The organism is Spirulina sp. CS-785/01, from assembly GCF_028330525.1.
Taxonomy (GTDB): Bacteria; Cyanobacteriota; Cyanobacteriia; order Cyanobacteriales; family Spirulinaceae; genus JAQMSD01.
Genome location: NZ_JAQMSD010000290.1, coordinates 1 through 17,853, shown reverse-complemented (window position 1 = coordinate 17,853; position 17,853 = coordinate 1). Strand labels below are relative to the sequence as shown.

Sequence of the window (17,853 nt, the reverse complement as noted above, 5' to 3'; positions counted from 1 at the left end):
GCGGACAAGTCCCTCTCGTTCTATACCCTTTATTCCTGATTAGACACAATGCTATTAGTCACAGGTGCAGCAGGCTTTATTGGCTTCCATCTCAGTCAAAACCTTTTATCCCAAGGCCAGTCTGTGATTGGTTTAGATAATTTAAGTCCTTACTATGATGTGTCGCTGAAAGAAGCACGAATTGCGGAGTTAAATCAATATGAAAACTTCCAATTTTACGCCCTAGATTTGGCAGACCGAGAGGGGATGAAACAGTTTTTTCAAGAACATTCCTTTAACATTATTGTTCATTTGGCCGCCCAAGCGGGAGTCCGCTATTCCTTAGAAAATCCTGATGCTTATGTAGATAGTAATTTGGTGGGATTTCTGAACATTTTAGAAGGATGTCGTCATGGCCAAGTGAAACATTTAGTTTTTGCGTCTTCTAGTTCCGTCTATGGGGCTAATCGAAAAGTCCCTTTTGAGGTGACAGATAATGTGGACTATCCCGTAAGTTTATATGCAGCCACGAAGAAATCTAATGAATTAATGGCCCATTGTTATAGTCACTTGTATAAAATCCCTATGACGGGATTACGCTTTTTTACAGTTTATGGCCCCTGGGGTCGCCCGGATATGGCGTACTGGAAATTCACCAAAGCAATCTTATCCGGTCAGCCTATTGATGTGTATAACCACGGGAAAATGCGGCGTGATTTTACCTATGTGGACGATGTGGTAGAGGGAATTATTCGGGTGATGGATACGATTCCTGAGTCTATTGAAGTGAGTGATGCACAATACAAAATTTATAATATCGGCAATAATAAACCCATCGAGTTAATGACGATGATTGAGGTATTAGAGGATTGTTTGGGGAAAAAGGCCGAAAAGAATATGTTACCGATGCAACCGGGAGATGTAGTACAAACTTACGCAGATGTGGACCCCTTGATGAAAGATGTGGGGTTTTCTCCCAGTACCCCCATTGAGGTGGGGTTAAAGCATTTTGTGGACTGGTATCGGGGATATTTTCAAGTTTAATTTTGTTCTGGGGTAGAATAGGGGCAATAACCTACTTCCTTCTGAGTGTTAGGTTTAAGCTGACAGCTGATGGCTGATAGCTCAATGCTTACCGTTGTCATCGAAAAAAGGGGATTTCCCATGAAGCAGCATTTATGGAAAAAAACTATCCTTGTTTGGCTGAATCTAGGGATAGTGTTGCTATTCTTATCTCAGGCTGTACTGAATAATACATATATTCAAAAAAACACTCAAGACTTTAATAATTATTTAGCACAACTGTCCGAAGAATTCCCTCAAGAAGACCCCAACTCCGCGGCCTTAGAATTACAAAAACTAGCCCTCCCTTTAGGAATGGATATAGCCGTTATCCCCCCTCGTCAGGAGGTTAGCATTCCGCCCCAAAACAAGGAAGAATGGCAAAAAGTAGATTCTCAACTCTATGATTACTTAGACACTGTAGTAACTTCTCAAGAAGATACAATTCCTCCACTCTCCCAAGACCTGCAAAATTATTTGCATGATCACCGAGAAGATTTAGATAAAATTCGTCAAAAAGTTCTTCAAGTTGAACATATTAATTGGGGAAGAAACTATGACTTTTTAACCGTCAATCATGACAGTCCTCTTCCTAAGTTTTGGGGATTAATCCAATTGTTACGCCTTCTCATTGTAGAGGCAATTGAGCGTAACTTAGAGGGAGATTTTCAAACTGCATTCACCAATCTTGAGGTAGTTTTTAAGCTCAATCAATCAATCCGAAATCAACCTGAACTCTATGCTCAAATAACGTCTTTAGTCGCTGATCGTTACCTAGCCGCAGTATTCCGAAAATCTGCTAATTTACCTCAAATATCACAAAAAGAACTTCTAACATTAAAACGATTTTCTATCCTGAAATCTTTAAAAATAGATACAGCAATACGGCATTATTTTGATTTAGCGAATCCGTCTTATCCGGCCAGAATGAGGCTTTCTAATAATCCTTTGATTGATCGCTTTTTATTTATCTTTTATAAACCTTATTTACGCTTCGCTTTAATAGAGTCGTGGCAAAGTAGTAATCGGGCTTTAAATAAACTCGAAAAAGCAGATTTTTGTACAATTCAACTGAACCAACAAGAGTTCGCCGATCTTCCTGAGTTACAACGTCTTTGGTGGATTACCCACCATTATGATTTCCATTCCCACAAATATAATGTGTGGCTTAAATTTGCACGCTTGAAGCTAGAATGGGAACTAACGGAGAAAGTGCAAAAAATTAAAACTGTGGCTCAAAAACAGGGGCAATTTCCCGATGAAATTGTAGGGATTGAACAGTCCATGTGTGATGAAAGTCGCTGGGTTTATGAAGTCGATGCTCAGGGAAAAGCCTCTATTCACTTAGAAGGAATTCCCCCCGCGATTCGTGAACGGGATGCTCGTGATGAAGATGAAGTGCCACTGGCTTATAATTTTTAGAATTAGAGAGTCTAACTGAGCTAACTGTCTTGTCATCTATGAAATCCGCTTGATTGGTATAAAATCAATTGATTACAGATTTTTGGCGTAGGGGCAATTCATGAATTGCCCCTACAGTTCGGTTTTAATCATGATTAACTGTATTTCCTATTAGGAATGACGCTGTAAAAAGATGGTTAATCCCCATCCTGTAATTCCTCCTACGAAAACCCAGGTAATCCCTAAACCAATGACATCCCCTAAAAAGAGATGAGTCACTCCCCGTAAGAGTCCCCCGAAAGACCAACCCACGGCTAAACTAATTCCCCAACATAAGGCACTCAACACCACCCACCAACGCGCTAACGGGACTTGTCGATGTAATACCCACCATTGAGCAATTCCGAGGATTAATCCGCCTAGAATGCCTAAAAACATCCCGTAAAATAAGCGGACTACCCACACTTCTGTCCGAGGAGTCACCCAACCAATTGCACCGACTCCCCCCAAAGTCATCACTCCCCACGCAATGGCATTTACCCATACCCATTGACGGACGCGCTGCAATTTTCCCCGCAATAAGACTGCTTGGACTCCCCCAATTAGTAATCCTCCTAAACTCCCTTGCCAACTGGCCACATCGGGACGTTCCCCAATTTCAATCACCCATAAACTCAAGAGAAACCCCAGTACCGTCATTACTATCCACCCCATCCAAAAGCGTTGTTTGGGGAGAGAGGGAAGGGAAAATGGGAAAAAACGCATACACTCTACACGGAAGACAAGGAAAAGACGTTAAGTTACAAATAAAGGTAAAGGGAAAAGTGGGTCATTAGGAGCAACAGACGGCACACTGAAAGTGGAATGTTGGGTAACGAACATTATGAAACTGGACTGTATCTATTTTTACCTCAATGATGCTCAACAGTGGCGAGATTGGTTTGTCACCGTTCTGGGGTTTGTTCCGTTGGGAATGGAGCAAACTCCCGATACAGTAACCGCATGGGTGAGGAGTGCTGAGATTGTTTTCGCGCTTTCTTCTCCTCTTTCCCCTCGCAGTCGGGTGGCCCAATATCTGCAAGAGCATCCGGAAGGGGTGGGGGAGGTGGTGTTTGCGGTGTCCCATTTGGATGCTCTCCTGGACAGGGTACAACAACTTGGGGGGGAATTGCTTTCCCCGGTTTGGGAATTGCCGCACCAACGGGGGTGTCAAATCCGCAGTATCACGGGATTGACTCATAGGCTTTTAGAATACAAGGTGCGGTGGCCGCTGGTGGATTCGTTTCCCCCGACTCCGTTTACTGGGGTGGATCATTTGGTGCTGAATGTGGCTGCGGGGGAGTTGGAGGAGACGGTACGTTGGTATGAGCAGGTGTTTGGGTTTGAACGTCAGCAGACGTTTGCCATTGCGACGGAGGAGTCGGGGTTATATTCTCAGGTGATGGTGCATCCGGAGACGGGGTTACAGTTTCCGGTGAATGAACCGACGACGGAGAATTCCCAAATTCAGGAGTTTTTGGAGGTGAATGGGGGGGCTGGGATTCAACATATTGCGCTGAACACTGTGCCTCTGATTTCGACGATTCAGGGATTACGGGATCGGGGGGTGGATTTTCTGGATGTGCCGGAGTTATATTATCAGCGTTTGCGAGAGGATTCTCCGACTCTCAATTTAACGGATGCTGAATGGGAGGCGATCGCAACCCAAAACATCCTCGTCGATCACCAAACGGACACTTCCCTCCTGCTACAAATCTTCACACAACCGATTTTTGAGCAACCGAGCTTCTTTTTTGAACTGATCGAACGTCGTCAACAGGCCGAGGGGTTTGGGGAGGGAAATTTCCGCGCCTTATTCGAGGCCATGGAAGCACAGCAACGGCAACGGGGAACTTTAGTGCGAGCGTAACCAGGGGAGCCGATAGCAGTTATGATGAAAAGGCAACAACACTCTCGGTCGTGACCTGCTATACAGTTTTCTTGTACATTGAGGGAGAGGTTCGAGCAGGTCAAGTGCCAGAACACCTCCTGATTAAACATTTATCTCATTGATTACTGATTACTGTTAACTGTTATAAGTCCTATGTCTCATTTTTCAACTATCAAAGTCCAAATTAAAAACGGTGAAATTCTCAACGAAGTTTTAACGGAGTTGGGACATAATGTGGAGCGTAACACCCAAGTGCGCGGGTATCGCGGCAACACCACCCAGGCCGATTATGTGATCCGTCGTCCAAACCGCTACGATCTCGGATTTCGCTGGAATGGGGAAAGTTATGACCTCGTTGCTGATTTTTGGGGAGCGAATATTGACCAGAAGGAGTTTGTAAACTCCATTAACCAACAATATGCTCATAAAACCCTTCTCTCTACTGTCCAAGAACAGGGGTTGGCGCTGGAAGAACAGGAAACCATGGAAGATGGAACGATGCGAGTTGTGGTGGGTCGTTGGGTATAAAATGGGGGAGCGTTGCTCTGTCTGGTGATGCTGCTCTGGTGTTCAAAACGTTGACAGTCTTTGATGAAGCTACAAAAGACAACTTGGGTTTTATTGGTCATTGCCTTACTTTTAGGAGGAGGGGTTTATTTTTATGAGATGGTGGCTAAACCCCAACAAGAGGAGGTCAAAGCGCAACAAAGCCGTATTTTTGATGTGACGGAAGACGAGGTGACGGGGTTGATCATTGAACGGGAGGAGGAGGAGACGCTGGAGTTACAGCGCACCCCTGATGAGGAGATTCCGTGGCAAATGACCCAACCGGAGGAACGGCCAGCGAGTCCAGGGACGGTGACGTTTTTGTTAAATTTGTTGGAGGAGGGAGAGCGCGATCGCACCTTCCTCATTGCTCCCGATGAACAAGACGATTATGGCCTAGAAGACCCTTTCGCCGAAATCACCATCTTTGTCCGAGAGCAGAGTGATCCCTATCGCATTGTCATCGGGGATGAGAACTTTGAGGGAAAATTAGTTTACGCACTCATTAACCCCGAACAAAGCGAAACCCAAGAGTTAGAAGTGATGCTCATCCCCATTGATTTTAAATACGCAGTAGACCGAGAATTAGAAGAATGGCAACAGGCCAATAATGAGTAGAGTTAGGATAAAATACTCTCTTGACAGCGTTTCAAAATTTGCAAAACCGTATAAAACTCGTTTTGTAACGGTAAATGGGAAAACACCCGTGACACATCATATTGCGGTGTTCCCTGACAAGTTAGTTTTAAAAAAACAAATTCTCCCCCATTCGTCACCATGCCAAAAACCGAGTTGGCCGATTGGGGATTAGCCATCATATAAGCTAGCGTTTGGGGGATGGCATTTTCTAAATTTAATTCCGTTCCCTTCGACTCCAACACCACCACCCACAATGCTTCAGACACCACCAAAAAATCAATCCGTCCTCGTAACGTTTCCGTTTCCACTTCATCCATAGGACGGGAAATTGTCACTTCAACCGGGACTTCTCCTCGCACCCGAAATGGAGGGTCATAAAATCCCGCTAATTCGAGAATAGGAGAGACAATCATTAAATTAACAACTCCTTCGGCCAATTGTCCACTCGCTCGATGATAGCGATATCTGGCTTTAATTCGGTCTAATTCTGCTCTTTCCGTATCCGTCAGTGGGGATAAATCCCGTTGCCATTCTGGAAAAAAGTCCGGATCGACAGTACGGACTAAATTAAATTGTTGTTCCGCATCTTGTAAGGTGACAATGCGTTGGGTGATGGCCGTAGGAGACATAAGACAAATTAAGGAGACAGTCGCGCTTTTTTCGCACGATTTTCTAGATACCAGTTAGCAATTTCGGGAGTCCAGTTTTGAAAATGCTCAAAGAGTAACTCACAAAACTTTTGTGCTTCGAGTTGAGCATCTTTTTTCCAGCGTAAATCAAGCAAGTGCATTAAAGAGCGTAAATTCCCACTAAGAACAAAATGCTGTCTTGCATCAAAAGGAATAATCCCCCTCGCGTGTTCTTCTGCCATTCCTTGATCAATACGCTGTTTATACCGTTTACACGCTTCTAAACACCAGTTTAGATCTTCTTGCCGTTGTTCTTCGGTGTAATCATATTTTTTCCCCTGACGGTTGGTATAACTTCCCACAGGCCGCAAGTAAAAAACTTCTTCAATATTTCGTTTTCCTTCCACAACATCCATGATACGCCGTCCTGAGTACCTAAAACTTTGTACATCCATTGAGATATGGCGATGAGTCCGAATTTGCTGCATCATAGAGTGGGGAAAAAAGCCAACATTCAACACAATTTGTGGATGTTCTAAGGGTCCATAATGGCCTTTATTTCCAGAGAGTAAATGTTTAATGACTAATTCTCCAGCTTTGGTTTCATCGGGGACTTTTTCTCGACTATCCCAAACAAAACCTTCGGAATAGTCTTGGTGCATGGCTAACCAAATTAATTGTTGGGGGTTAACGGTAGCGTTGAGGAGTTCGACTCGAAATTTATCCATAAAAACCTTGAATTTTACTTTATTTTGTGCTAATTAAACCTTGGAAAAAATAACTTTTTCTGGTTGGTCTTGATATTTGCCTTGTCGCTTTTGATAACTGGTCTCGCAGGGTTCTCCTTCTAGGAACAAAAGCTGCACAACTCCTTCATTAGCGTAGATACGACAATCGGCACTGGATGAGTTAGAAAATTCGAGAGTTAAATGCCCGCGCCATCCGGCTTCGGCGGGCGTTAAATTGGCAATTAATCCGCAATTGTGGACAAAAACACCAGATTCGAGCGCAAAGTTTCCTGCTTCTGGAACAGTCAAACAATATACATCATGAGTCCCTGGAACATCCCGAACGGCAACCACTTTATGATTTTTAAATTTTTGTCCTCGAAACTCGTGTAAAACTTCTGGAAATCGCCGAAATACGGAGCGATCGCAATTCAGTAATCGAGCGGCCCCTCGAATTGAACCTGTTTGATCCAACGCAGTACGCACCACATCGGCGGTAATATCGTGACGAGTTCTCGTTGAATCTGCTAGGGACTTCATAATTTGTGATTGTTTTGCTCGTCTCGTGCCATTATCCGCATCCCATGCTTGCTTGGACTGTTTGGCAGTTAAGGCTCTGGCTTGTTCAGATTGATAATAACGTAACATCGCCTCCCGATGAGCTTGGCGCGTTGAGTCTGAACAATTACGACGACGTTCTAGTAACGCTTCACGGGTTGCTGCATATTCTGGATTATGCCAAAAATTAACCGCCCTTTGACGTTGTTGTTCAGAAAACCTTTCTCGCCATTGAGGATCGTCTTTTAAAGTGGCGATCGCTTGTTTAATAGACTCACTATGTTCATCGGGATCAAAATCAGCCCCATAATTGATCTTATTGTGTAATCGAATATGCTCCGATTCATTCATCCGTATAATATTCCACGGACAATTATTAAGGCGATCATGATCGATATGATGGCGATGGGTGTTGGGTTCATCTTGATAAATAAGATGGCGAAGATTCCACTCATCACTGAGGCGATGAGTTGGATAAAGATAGCCATTAAGGGGTTGATACACCATTTCATACCCTCGCTCTAATTGCCGATAAAGTGGCATTAGAGAATCCGATGGCTTTAAGTCTTGTGCCGCAACCATTCTGCCATCTCGTCTCATAAATTGATGGTCTGGGGTACAGAAAATAGACTCATTATTATCTAAGACGACTTCGACTAAGGAATCTCTGCCGATATAACGAGGATTTTCCAGTAAGGTGACAATTAAACGACCATGAGGCCCAATACTATATCCCCAAAACTGTTCTCCTTGTTCTGCACGTTTGGCCATTTCTTCTAGGGTGGGTGCAGTGCCATCCACTAAAGCAACTCGTGTATCCCCCCGAAAACATCTTGCATAAGTCGATTTCCCAATACAAAGTACCGTAATATTATCAGGAACATCAAGCCGTTCTAAGGCGACTCCTAAACCATAAGAATGGGCTGGTAAAATGAAGAAACTGCCGTTTTCATCGTGATGTAATTGTACGGGGTCTAAATTGGCCGGGGTGAAATTCTTGGGATCGACAACCGTTCCCGGAATATGGCGAAAAATACGAAATTCTGCGGTTGATAAACGAATATCATAGCCGAAGCTACTCAAACCGTAGGAAATTACGTGGGAGTCTTCAATGCGTCGTACTAAGGTGGACTCAAATGGCGTTATCATGCCTTGTTGCGCCATTGCTTTGATCCAGATGTCGTTTTGAATCACGGCTTGTACTCTCTGACCTCGAAACACTAGGATATCAAGATGGGACACAAATTGAATATTTTTTTTGACTGAGACAATTGAGTGAGAAAAATGGTTCTCTTGGGTGAGGACATTTTAGAGAAAGTCCTATTTTTGATCGGGGTGTCAGGAATGGGTGCAATGAGACGAGAATAGAAGTAATGTTGAGTTAGAGAGAATTGCTGGTGAGGATTATTTTATTAGGTGGCCCGGGTTCGGGGAAGGGGACGCAGTTACGACGGTTGAGTGAAGCGTTGCAGTTGCCGAGTATCGCGGTGGGGGATGTTCTTCGGGATGCGATCGCGCAACAAACTCGACTGGGAACTAGCGCACAACCCTATGTAGAAAAAGGGGAACTTGTTCCCGATAATGTCATGATTCAGTTTATGCGCTTACGGTTGTTACAGGAGGATGTGAACCAAGGGTGGATGATGGAAGGATACCCCCGCACAGCCTTTCAAGCAGAGGAGTTGGATTTTGTTCTCAGTGACTTTGGCCAATATCTCACCACTGCGGTATATCTGGAGGTGAGTGAAGAAGTGATGCGGGAACGTTCCAAAGCGCGATTCTCCTCCGGAGACGCTACGCGATCGCGGGCCGATGACACCCCCGACATCCTCCAACGTCGCATCCAACATTTCCGCGATCGCACCATCCCCATCCTCGAATATTATGGCGCAAGAGGAAAACTACTTAAAATCAACGCAGAACACCCCCCAGACACCATCACCCAAGAAATCTTGCAAAAACTTAAATCTTAACCCGATCTTCTGAGTTGCCCAGTATCCTGATTACAGCGCATTTAATTGAATCTTAAACCATGACTTGGCAACGTCCCGATGGTCGTCAGCAGACCCAACTCCGTCCCATCCACTTTGAAAAAAACTTTACCCAATTTGCCGCAGGATCGGTTTTAGCCCATTGTGGCAATACCAAAGTCCTCTGTACTGTCAGCATTACCCCAGGTGTCCCTAACTTCCTGCTAGGGACCGATCAGGGATGGCTAACTGCCGAATATCGGATGCTTCCCAGTGCCACCCCCCAACGGAAAGCGAGGGAGGTGTTAAAACTCTCTGGACGTACCCAAGAAATTCAACGGTTGATTGGCCGCAGTCTGCGGGCCTCCTTGGATTTAACCGCTATTGGCGACAATACCATTACGGTGGATACCGATGTCTTACAAGCGGATGCAGGGACCCGCACCACTGCCATTACTGGGGGATATGTGGCCCTAGCATTAGCGTTACAAAAGCTCGTAGAAAAGGGAGAATTACCCCAATCTCCCATCCGTTATCCGGTGGCTGCGGTTTCGGTTGGTATTCTTGAAGGGGAGGTTTTTCTCGATTTAAGTTATCCCGAAGATGTGGCCGCGGAGGTGGATTTTAATGTGGTAATGACCGGAAATTTAGACATTATCGAAGTTCAGGGGACGGCAGAATCGGAAAGTTTTAGTCGTCAGCAACTGGATGAACTGTTGGATGTCTCTCAACAGGGGATTCAAGAGCTTTTAATTGCTCAACAAGAAGCCTTAAAAACCTGAGTGAGTATTCTTTATTATGTTAGTTGACGCATGAAAAGTCCTTTATCTCCTAATTTAAAGCCCGCCTATGGCAAAATTGCCACCATTTTAGGATTGATTCTCATTCTAGGGTTGGGGGTGGTGTTAGATTATGGGGTGGCTTGGGAGGAAGGGACTGCGATCGCAATTACCAAATATAATCTAGAACGCATTATTTCGGGTCAACCGATTCCGGCAGATTTTCGCTATCAGGGGGTTTGGTTTAATCTCCTCTCGGAATTCGTCTTTCAGATTAAAGAATTTATTACCGAAGGAGTCGCCCACAATCCGAGGGATTTATTACAATTTTCCGATAATAATTCAACTTTAGGACTACTCGGTGACGCTTCAGAGCAAACCATTGTCACCCAAGAAATTTATCAACGCATCCAAATTAAACATATTCTCACCTTTTTAAGCTCTCTAGTTGCTTATGCTTCTCTGGTGGGAATTGTGAGTCTTTTAGCGGGCATTCATTATGCGTGGTTTGCTCCTATTATTTTAGCATTATTTCCCCGCTTTTGGGCGCATTCCTTTTATGATTCTCCGCAAATTCTGTTAGCCGCTTTATTCACCCTTGGCACATTATTAAGCACATTATTGGTTCACTTTTATCTCACCCATTCCCCTTATCAAAATAAAACAATATTTATAAAAACTACCCTATATTCTCTAGGATATGGCTGTTTTTTAGGACTCCTAACCGGAGCAAAAATAAGCGGCATTTTATTGATTCTTTTTGTCATTATTGCTCATCTCATTACCCGCTTTCACTTAGAAAAAATCGAGGAAGATTGTTATCGCTATAGTCTCTTTTATCTCCTCATTATTTTAGCATGGTTTATAACATCTCTGCTGCTCCATCCCGCCGCTTGGTCTAACCCAACAGACTGGTTTACAGCAGCCTTTCCCTCTATTTTAGAGGAAAATTGGGCAAGAATGAACCTTTTTCGAGGAGAGTTGATTAAACCCCAAGATGTCCCTTGGTATTATCTCCCCGTCTGGCTATTTTTAACCCTTCCCTCTCTCTGGCAAGGGGCGTTTTTACTAGGGTTAATATTTATGATCAGTAATTATAATATTTTTAGTGATAAACAGCGTATTTGTACCCTTTTAATCCTCTTACAAATTGGCGGCTTTTTAGGGTTAGGAATGTTTGGGGATATCCCTCTTTATCACGGAATGCACCAATTTTTGGTCATTCTTCCCGCCATAGCGGCCATTGTAGCCGTTGCTCTCATTTGGGGCTATCAAAAACTTTACAGCACGTTTTGGCAGTTTATTTCGATTACCCTTTTTGTCTTCCTCCTCACCCCCATTTGTCTCGATATGGTGACATTACATCCCTATCAAGGGGTTTATTTTAACCGTCTCTCTGGAGGACTTCCTAATGCGTATGGGGAATACGACACCGACTATGAAGGAGTAAGTTTACAAGCGGGAATTGAGTGGTTAAATGAGCAAACTTTCAACCAGTCAGAAATTGTATTAGGGGGACCTCAGTATATTGGAGAAATTTTACTTAACCCTGATTTAACGCTGTTAGATTTAGAAATCTTAGAGGAAGATCAGCAACCAGATTACTATTTAGCGATGCCTTATTTGAATTTACAACAATTATACCCTGACTGTCCGATCATTTATTCAGTCACTCGGCAAGGTGTTCCTTTATCTATTGTTAAAAAATGTCAACTATAAAATAATCCTTGGGTTAAAACCCAAGGCTAAGAGCTTAAACCCGTATCATGTCTTTAATGTCAATAAAATATTATAAAATTTTACATTAATTATAATGGTAAATACTGAACTTAATTCACTAAATCTTCTATATCTCCAGCTTTAGCAATGATCTCTAAGCTGTTGATCTCATATTGTTAAAACTAGAAAAATCGTTAAACTTAATCCTCATTTAGCATAGGAGATTTGGGCGTGGAGAAGTGGCCGAGAGTGGCCAGAGGAGGGCTTGCCGGATTCTAAGCCAATGCTATAGTGATAAATACTTAATCGCTCCCTGGTAGAATTGCGACAAAATGTGGCCAATATTTAAGAATTATTGCGATCGCAATCTTAAAGAAACCTAAAAACAACCCAAAAATTGCCCATCAACAGAGCGTTTCCCGACTTCCCCTCCGAAAACCATCCGCATTTTTTCCTATCCCCAATTCTGAATAGGTCTGAGACAATGCCTTACCAGTGCAGAACTATAGATTAATCAGCATTATTAACTTGCTGGAGGCTTAGACTTTATGAAATTGGCTTATTGGATGTACGCCGGCCCGGCCCATATTGGTACGCTACGGATTGCCAGTTCTTTTAAACGGGTACACGCGATTATGCACGCTCCCCTCGGCGATGATTATTTTAATGTGATGCGCTCTATGTTAGAACGGGAGCAGGATTTTACCCCTGTAACGGCCAGTATTGTCGATCGCAAGGTATTGGCCCGAGGATCACAAGAAAAGGTTGTCGATAATATTACCCGCAAGGATCAGGAAGAATCCCCCGATCTGATTGTATTGACCCCCACTTGCACATCGAGTATTTTACAAGAAGATTTACAGAACTTTGTGGATCGCGCTCAGTTAGATTCTAAGGGAGATGTCCTCCTGGCCGATGTAAATCATTATCGGGTGAATGAACTGCAAGCCGCCGATCGCACCCTACAACAAATTGTGCGGTTTTACCTGGAGAAAGCTCGCAAAAAAGAGCAGTTACCGGAAGGAAAAACCGAAAAACCCTCAGCGAATATTATCGGCATTTCTACCCTCGGTTTCCACAATCAACATGATTGTACGGAGTTAAAACGGTTATTGACGGATTTAGGCATTGAAATTAATGCGGTGATTCCCGAAGGGGCCACGGTGGATCAGTTGCAGGATTTGCCGAAAGCCTGGTTTAATTTAGTGCCTTATCGGGAATTGGGGTTAATGGCCGCCAAATATTTACAAGAGGAGTTTGCCATGCCTTATGTGGATATTACCCCCATGGGAGTGGTAGAGACGGCCCGGTGTATCCGCAAGATACAGCAGGTGGTGAATTCCCAAGGGGGAGAGGTGGACTATGAAGGGTATATCGATCACCAAACCCGTCATGTTTCCCAGGCCGCTTGGTTTTCTCGGTCCATTGACTGTCAAAATTTAACGGGGAAAAAGGCGGTTGTGTTTGGGGATAATACCCATGCGGCAGCCATGACGAAGATTCTGGCCCGGGAAATGGGGATTCATGTGGTGTTAGCGGGGACTTATTGCAAGTATGATGCGGATTGGTTTCGGGAGCAAGTGAGCGAGTATTGTGATGAGGTGTTGATTAGTGAGGATAATGGCGAAGTGGGGGATGCGATCGCGCGAATTGAACCTGCGGCCATTTTCGGCACACAAATGGAACGCCACGTGGGGAAACGGCTTAATATTCCCTGTGGGGTGATTGCTGCGCCGATTCATATTCAAGATTTCCCTGTGGGGTATCGGCCTTTCTTGGGGTATGAAGGGACAAATCAGATGGCGGATTTGGTTTATAATTCCTTTACTTTAGGGATGGAAGACCATCTGTTAGAAATTTTTGGCGGTCACGACACCAAGGAAGTGATTACCAAGGGAATTTCGGCGGAATCGGATTTAGAATGGGCGAAGGATGCGTTAACTACGCTGCAACAGGTTCCCGGTTTTGTGCGCGGGAAGGTGAAGCGCAATACGGAGAAATTTGCCCGCGATCGCGGCATTACTCAAATTACGCTCGAAGTCTTCTATGCAGCTAAAGAAGCGGTTGGAGCGTAATTGGTAATTGGTAATTGGTGATCACTGATTACTGTTTACTGAATCATCTCCTCTTAAAAATGCTGCATCTAACTCTGGAATCGAGGGATTAATATTAATTCCGGCAGCAATTTCAAACCCCGCAGGAGTCGTAAACCGGGGTTTGATTTGACAATACCAGTGGACTTGGGGTTCTTCGGCCCGATATCTAGCTGCCGTATTAATGACATAATTGTAATCGGGATTATTTAACTTAAAATATAACTTCCGTAGCATCTGCTGAAGGATGGCCGCAAAATCCCCTTTTTCATCCTCAGAAATACTGCCAAAATCCCCTTGATGACGCTTCGGCATAATCCAAGTTTCAAAAGGAACATCGGCAGCATAGGGGACTAATGCGACAAAAGAATGGTTTTCTAAAACGATGCGATCGCCCTCATCCAATTCATGTTTCAAGATATCACAATATAAACAATTTGCCCATTTATCATAATACCGTTGGGCTTCTTGTTCTTGCCATCTAAAATGCTGAGGGACAATTCCCGTCCCAATAATTTGTGAGTGAGGATGACGTAAAGAAGCCCCGGCTTTCTTCCCATGATTCCGAAACAAAATGACCATCATATTAGTATTAGTTGCCATTAACTCCAAATACCGTTGATGGTAGGTTTCAATCACAATTTCTAAGGCTTCCAATGGCATTGTTGCCGGGGTTTCATTATGCTTAGGACTCTCAATAATCACATCATGAGTCCCATAGCCCTGCATGGCAATATACATCCCCTTAGTACATCTCATGGTACTGTGTTCTGGGGTTAAAATGGGGAATTTATTCGGAACAACTCGCGTTTGCCATCCCGTATGGGTGGCATTGGCAATTTCAATAATACGAGGTTCTAAGGTCTCATTATTAATCGGACAAAAAGGACAGTTAGGGTCTTCTTCCGGTGCATCTTCCTGTTGTTCCGGTTGGCGAAAGTCTTGGGGACGTTTTCGCCGAGCCGGGGCATAAATAACCCATTCTTGGGTCACGGGGTTAAGACGAATTTGACCAGAGTTCATTGTTTAGTAATGGATAATGGATAATAGATAATTTTTTGATCTGTTCTCTGTTTTTGCCGATCACCCAAAACAAATCACCAATCACTAATATAAACTTAGGCGGCTATTGCTAAGGCTTCAATGTAACTTTTCTTTAACTCTAAACCCCGCTTAAAAATTTCTTCAATGGGTAACATTTCTCCAGCTTCGGTCATAAATTTATGATCTGGGGTAGCGCGAATAGTTGAACCATCTTCTAGGGTATATTCAAACACCTCTTGCTGGCCCCGTTGATGCCATTGGGCAATGGGTTGGGTGTAAACAAACCCATTGGAGTCCACACTATAAACAGTACAATCTAACTGATCCTCTACCACTTTTCCAATGGCAATTGGCCCATACTCAACTGTGAGAATTTTTGTATCATAACTGAGGCAATATTCCGCAAACTTGACCATCTGCTCGAACAAATGTTCTGCTAATCTTTGATCAATGCCATTTTTAGTCGCCCCATCAATAAATAATTCCCGGTGTTTCTGCATTTCGGCAATTTTCTTTTTCCCCATAGCCCGACGTAATAAGTCGGCTTGGCCCAAGGAGTATCCGGCTAAGTCTTGGGCGGTTTTCATGATCTGTTCTTGATAGACTAAAATCCCATAAGTCTCATTAAGAATGGTACTTAATAAAGGATGTTCATATTCAATTTTTTCATCCCCATGTTTCCGGTTAATAAACTTAGGAATGAGTCCCGCATCTAAGGGGCCGGGTCGATAGAGGGCTAAAATTGAGGAAATATCTTCAATTCCAGAGGGTTTTAAATCTCGGACAATTTGCCGCATTCCGTCTGATTCTAGCTGGAAAATGCCTTCTAAGTTGCCCTGTTTAAATAAATCATGGGTGTTTTGAATATCCGGCGGGAGTTTCTTGGCTGTTCCTTTTTTGAGGATATCAAGGGCTTTTCGTTCTTCTAAGGGCAATGTATCTAGATTCAGATCAATATTTCGATTGTGTTTCACTAAATCAGCGGCCCGTTGTAAGGTGGTGAGATTTTTTAAGCCCAAAAAGTCCATTTTTAAGAGTCCCAATGACTCTAATTGATCCATAGAATATTGGGTAATCACTGCCCCTTCATTGTTCTTTTGTAGGGGGACTACTTCATCGAGGGGGAGAGAAGAAATAACCACTCCCGCAGCATGAACCCCGAAGGTTTTATTTGTTCCTTCGATGCGGACGGCCATATCAACCCAGCGTTTCACTTTGGGGTCTGTGTCGTATCTTTCCTTAAACTCTTTACAGGGAGTATCATCGGAGATCATGACCTTTAATTTCGTGGGTTTTCCCCTTGCGACGGGGATTAATTTTGCCATACGGTCTGATTCTGAGTAGGGAATATCTAAGACTCTGGCCACATCTTTTAACACCGCTTTGGAGGTCATGCGGTTAAAGGTAATAATTTGGGCAACGTTGCCTTCTCCATATTTACGGGTGACATATTTAATAATTTCATCCCGTTTTTCAATACAAAAGTCGGTGTCAATATCCGGCATGGAGTTCCGTTCGGGGTTTAAGAAGCGTTCAAACAGAAGACCATGATGGACGGGATCAACATTAGTAATTTTTAAGGAATACGCGACTAATGAACCCGCAGCAGACCCTCGACCTGGGCCGACTGGAATATGATTATCTCTGGCGTATTTAATATAGTCCCAAACTACAAGAAAGTAGGTCGAAAACCCCATCCGTTGCATCATTTTCAGTTCGTAGTCCAGACGGTCTTTATAGTCGGGACTCACTTCGGACCGAGACCGGAGTTTGAGACGGTCTAGGAGTCCTTGCCAGGTGACTTCTTCCAGGTAGCTGTCGGGGGTGTATCCTGCGGGGATGGGGTAGTCGGGGATGCGGGGTTCACCGAGAATTTTGTAAGGTTCGACTTTTTCTGCAACTTCTAGGGTATTTGCGATCGCAGTTTGAATAATATCATCCGGTAAATGATCCCGGAACAAGGCCATCATTTCTTCTGCCGTTTTTAGATATTCCGTCCCACTGTAACGGAGTCGCTTATCCTCAGTGAGGAGTTTTTTAGTTTGGATACACAATAAAGCATCATGGGCTTCTACATCATTACAAGAGATAAAATGAGAGTCATTAGTGGCAATGATTTTAATATCTAACTCTTGGGCAATTTTAACAATTTCAATATTAACAATTCGGTCTTCTGGCGAACCGTGGTCTTGAATTTCTAAATAATAATCATCCCCAAATAAATTCTTATACCATTTTGCCACATCTTTTGCCCGTTCTAAGTCATTTTTGAGGATACATTGAGGGATTTCTCCCCCTAAACAAGCACTGGTGACAATTAACCCTTCGTGATATTGTTCTAATAATTCTTTATTAATACAAGGACGAGAAAAAATCCCTTGACCTTGAATCCCTTGCAGGTGGGAAACGGTGGTTAATTTGGTTAAATTACGATAGCCTTGAGTATTCTTCGCTAATACAACTTGGTGATAGCGTTTGTAGCGTTTTTTTCGGTCTGTAATATCCCCATTAATGACATACATTTCATTGCCAATAATGGGTTTAACGCCCTGACTTCGACATAATTTTAATAATTCGATCGCACCATACATCACCCCATGATCCGTCAAAGCAATAGCGGGCATTCCCAACTCTGCCGCCCGATTAACTAATGCAGGTAATTGGGACGCACCATCTAGTAAACTATAATCGCTGTGAATATGTAAGCCAACAAAAGACATAATGGGTAATGGGTAATGGGTAATAGGGGAGATGGAGGAGATAGGGGAGATAGGGG

At 43.6% G+C, this 17,853-nt stretch carries 15 protein-coding genes; 9 read left to right on the top strand and 6 right to left on the bottom strand.

Going from position 1 to position 17,853, the window contains the following annotated elements; translation table 11 throughout:
• The first annotated feature begins 48 nt into the window (after positions 1–48).
• Positions 49–1,023 carry an NAD-dependent epimerase gene (locus PN462_RS18875; protein WP_272130380.1) on the top strand — a complete coding sequence of 325 codons (975 nt, stop codon included), beginning with the start codon at positions 49–51 and terminating at the stop codon, positions 1,021–1,023.
• 120 nt (positions 1,024–1,143) lie between these two features.
• Entirely contained in the window at positions 1,144–2,463 is a 1,320-nt protein-coding gene (locus PN462_RS18870; protein ID WP_272130379.1) for a hypothetical protein, read from the top strand.
• 150 nt (positions 2,464–2,613) lie between these two features.
• On the opposite strand, the gene PN462_RS18865 is transcribed toward PN462_RS18870, so the two are convergent.
• The gene (locus tag PN462_RS18865) at positions 2,614–3,207 is read right to left on the bottom strand and encodes a hypothetical protein (protein ID WP_272130378.1); all 594 of its coding nucleotides are present in this window, start codon (positions 3,205–3,207) and stop codon (positions 2,614–2,616) included.
• A gap of 118 nt (positions 3,208–3,325) precedes the next feature.
• On the opposite strand from PN462_RS18865, the gene hppD reads away from it, so the two are divergent.
• The 3 genes from hppD to PN462_RS18850 all read left to right on the top strand — a co-directional run bounded on the left by hppD (position 3,326) and on the right by PN462_RS18850 (position 5,536).
• Positions 3,326–4,351 (top strand): 4-hydroxyphenylpyruvate dioxygenase, encoded by a 1,026-nt coding sequence (hppD, locus tag PN462_RS18860; RefSeq protein WP_272130377.1) that lies wholly within the window; start codon positions 3,326–3,328, stop codon positions 4,349–4,351.
• A gap of 174 nt (positions 4,352–4,525) precedes the next feature.
• The gene (locus tag PN462_RS18855) at positions 4,526–4,900 is read left to right on the top strand and encodes a DUF1257 domain-containing protein (protein WP_272130376.1); all 375 of its coding nucleotides are present in this window, start codon (positions 4,526–4,528) and stop codon (positions 4,898–4,900) included.
• 63 nt (positions 4,901–4,963) lie between these two features.
• Positions 4,964–5,536, top strand: coding sequence for a DUF4340 domain-containing protein (locus PN462_RS18850; protein ID WP_272130375.1), 573 nt, complete (start codon positions 4,964–4,966; stop codon positions 5,534–5,536).
• Positions 5,537–5,538: 2 nt separating this feature from the next.
• Here the strand turns inward: PN462_RS18850 and PN462_RS18845 are convergent, their stop codons facing one another.
• Genes PN462_RS18845 through PN462_RS18835 form a run of 3 tightly spaced genes read right to left on the bottom strand, consistent with a single transcriptional unit; the run spans position 5,539 to position 8,666 of the window.
• Positions 5,539–6,186: a restriction endonuclease subunit R gene (locus tag PN462_RS18845; protein WP_272130374.1), complete on the bottom strand. Its 648-nt coding sequence runs from the start codon at positions 6,184–6,186 to the stop codon at positions 5,539–5,541.
• Positions 6,187–6,194: 8 nt separating this feature from the next.
• A complete protein-coding gene (gene thyX / locus PN462_RS18840; protein WP_272130373.1) occupies positions 6,195–6,914 on the bottom strand; it encodes an FAD-dependent thymidylate synthase in 720 nt (239 codons plus the stop codon).
• 33 nt (positions 6,915–6,947) lie between these two features.
• On the bottom strand, positions 6,948–8,666 hold the full coding sequence (locus PN462_RS18835) for a dCTP deaminase domain-containing protein (RefSeq protein ID WP_272130372.1): 1,719 nt from the start codon (positions 8,664–8,666) through the stop codon (positions 6,948–6,950).
• 203 nt (positions 8,667–8,869) lie between these two features.
• Between PN462_RS18835 and PN462_RS18830 the strand changes: the two genes are divergently transcribed.
• The 4 genes from PN462_RS18830 to bchB all read left to right on the top strand — a co-directional run bounded on the left by PN462_RS18830 (position 8,870) and on the right by bchB (position 14,015).
• A complete protein-coding gene (locus PN462_RS18830; RefSeq protein ID WP_272130371.1) occupies positions 8,870–9,445 on the top strand; it encodes an adenylate kinase family protein in 576 nt (191 codons plus the stop codon).
• A gap of 59 nt (positions 9,446–9,504) precedes the next feature.
• Positions 9,505–10,224 (top strand): ribonuclease PH, encoded by a 720-nt coding sequence (rph, locus tag PN462_RS18825; RefSeq protein ID WP_272130370.1) that lies wholly within the window; start codon positions 9,505–9,507, stop codon positions 10,222–10,224.
• Between the two features lie 30 nt (positions 10,225–10,254).
• Positions 10,255–11,940, top strand: a complete 1,686-nt coding sequence (locus PN462_RS18820; RefSeq protein WP_272130369.1) for a hypothetical protein — start codon at positions 10,255–10,257, stop codon at positions 11,938–11,940.
• 548 nt (positions 11,941–12,488) lie between these two features.
• Entirely contained in the window at positions 12,489–14,015 is a 1,527-nt protein-coding gene (gene bchB / locus PN462_RS18815; RefSeq protein ID WP_272130368.1) for a ferredoxin:protochlorophyllide reductase (ATP-dependent) subunit B, read from the top strand.
• 21 nt (positions 14,016–14,036) lie between these two features.
• On the opposite strand, the gene galT is transcribed toward bchB, so the two are convergent.
• Entirely contained in the window at positions 14,037–15,056 is a 1,020-nt protein-coding gene (gene galT / locus PN462_RS18810; protein ID WP_272130367.1) for a galactose-1-phosphate uridylyltransferase, read from the bottom strand.
• Positions 15,057–15,151: 95 nt separating this feature from the next.
• A complete protein-coding gene (locus PN462_RS18805) occupies positions 15,152–17,797 on the bottom strand; it encodes a DNA polymerase III subunit alpha (protein WP_443029223.1) in 2,646 nt (881 codons plus the stop codon).
• Between the last annotated feature and the right edge of the window lie 56 nt (positions 17,798–17,853).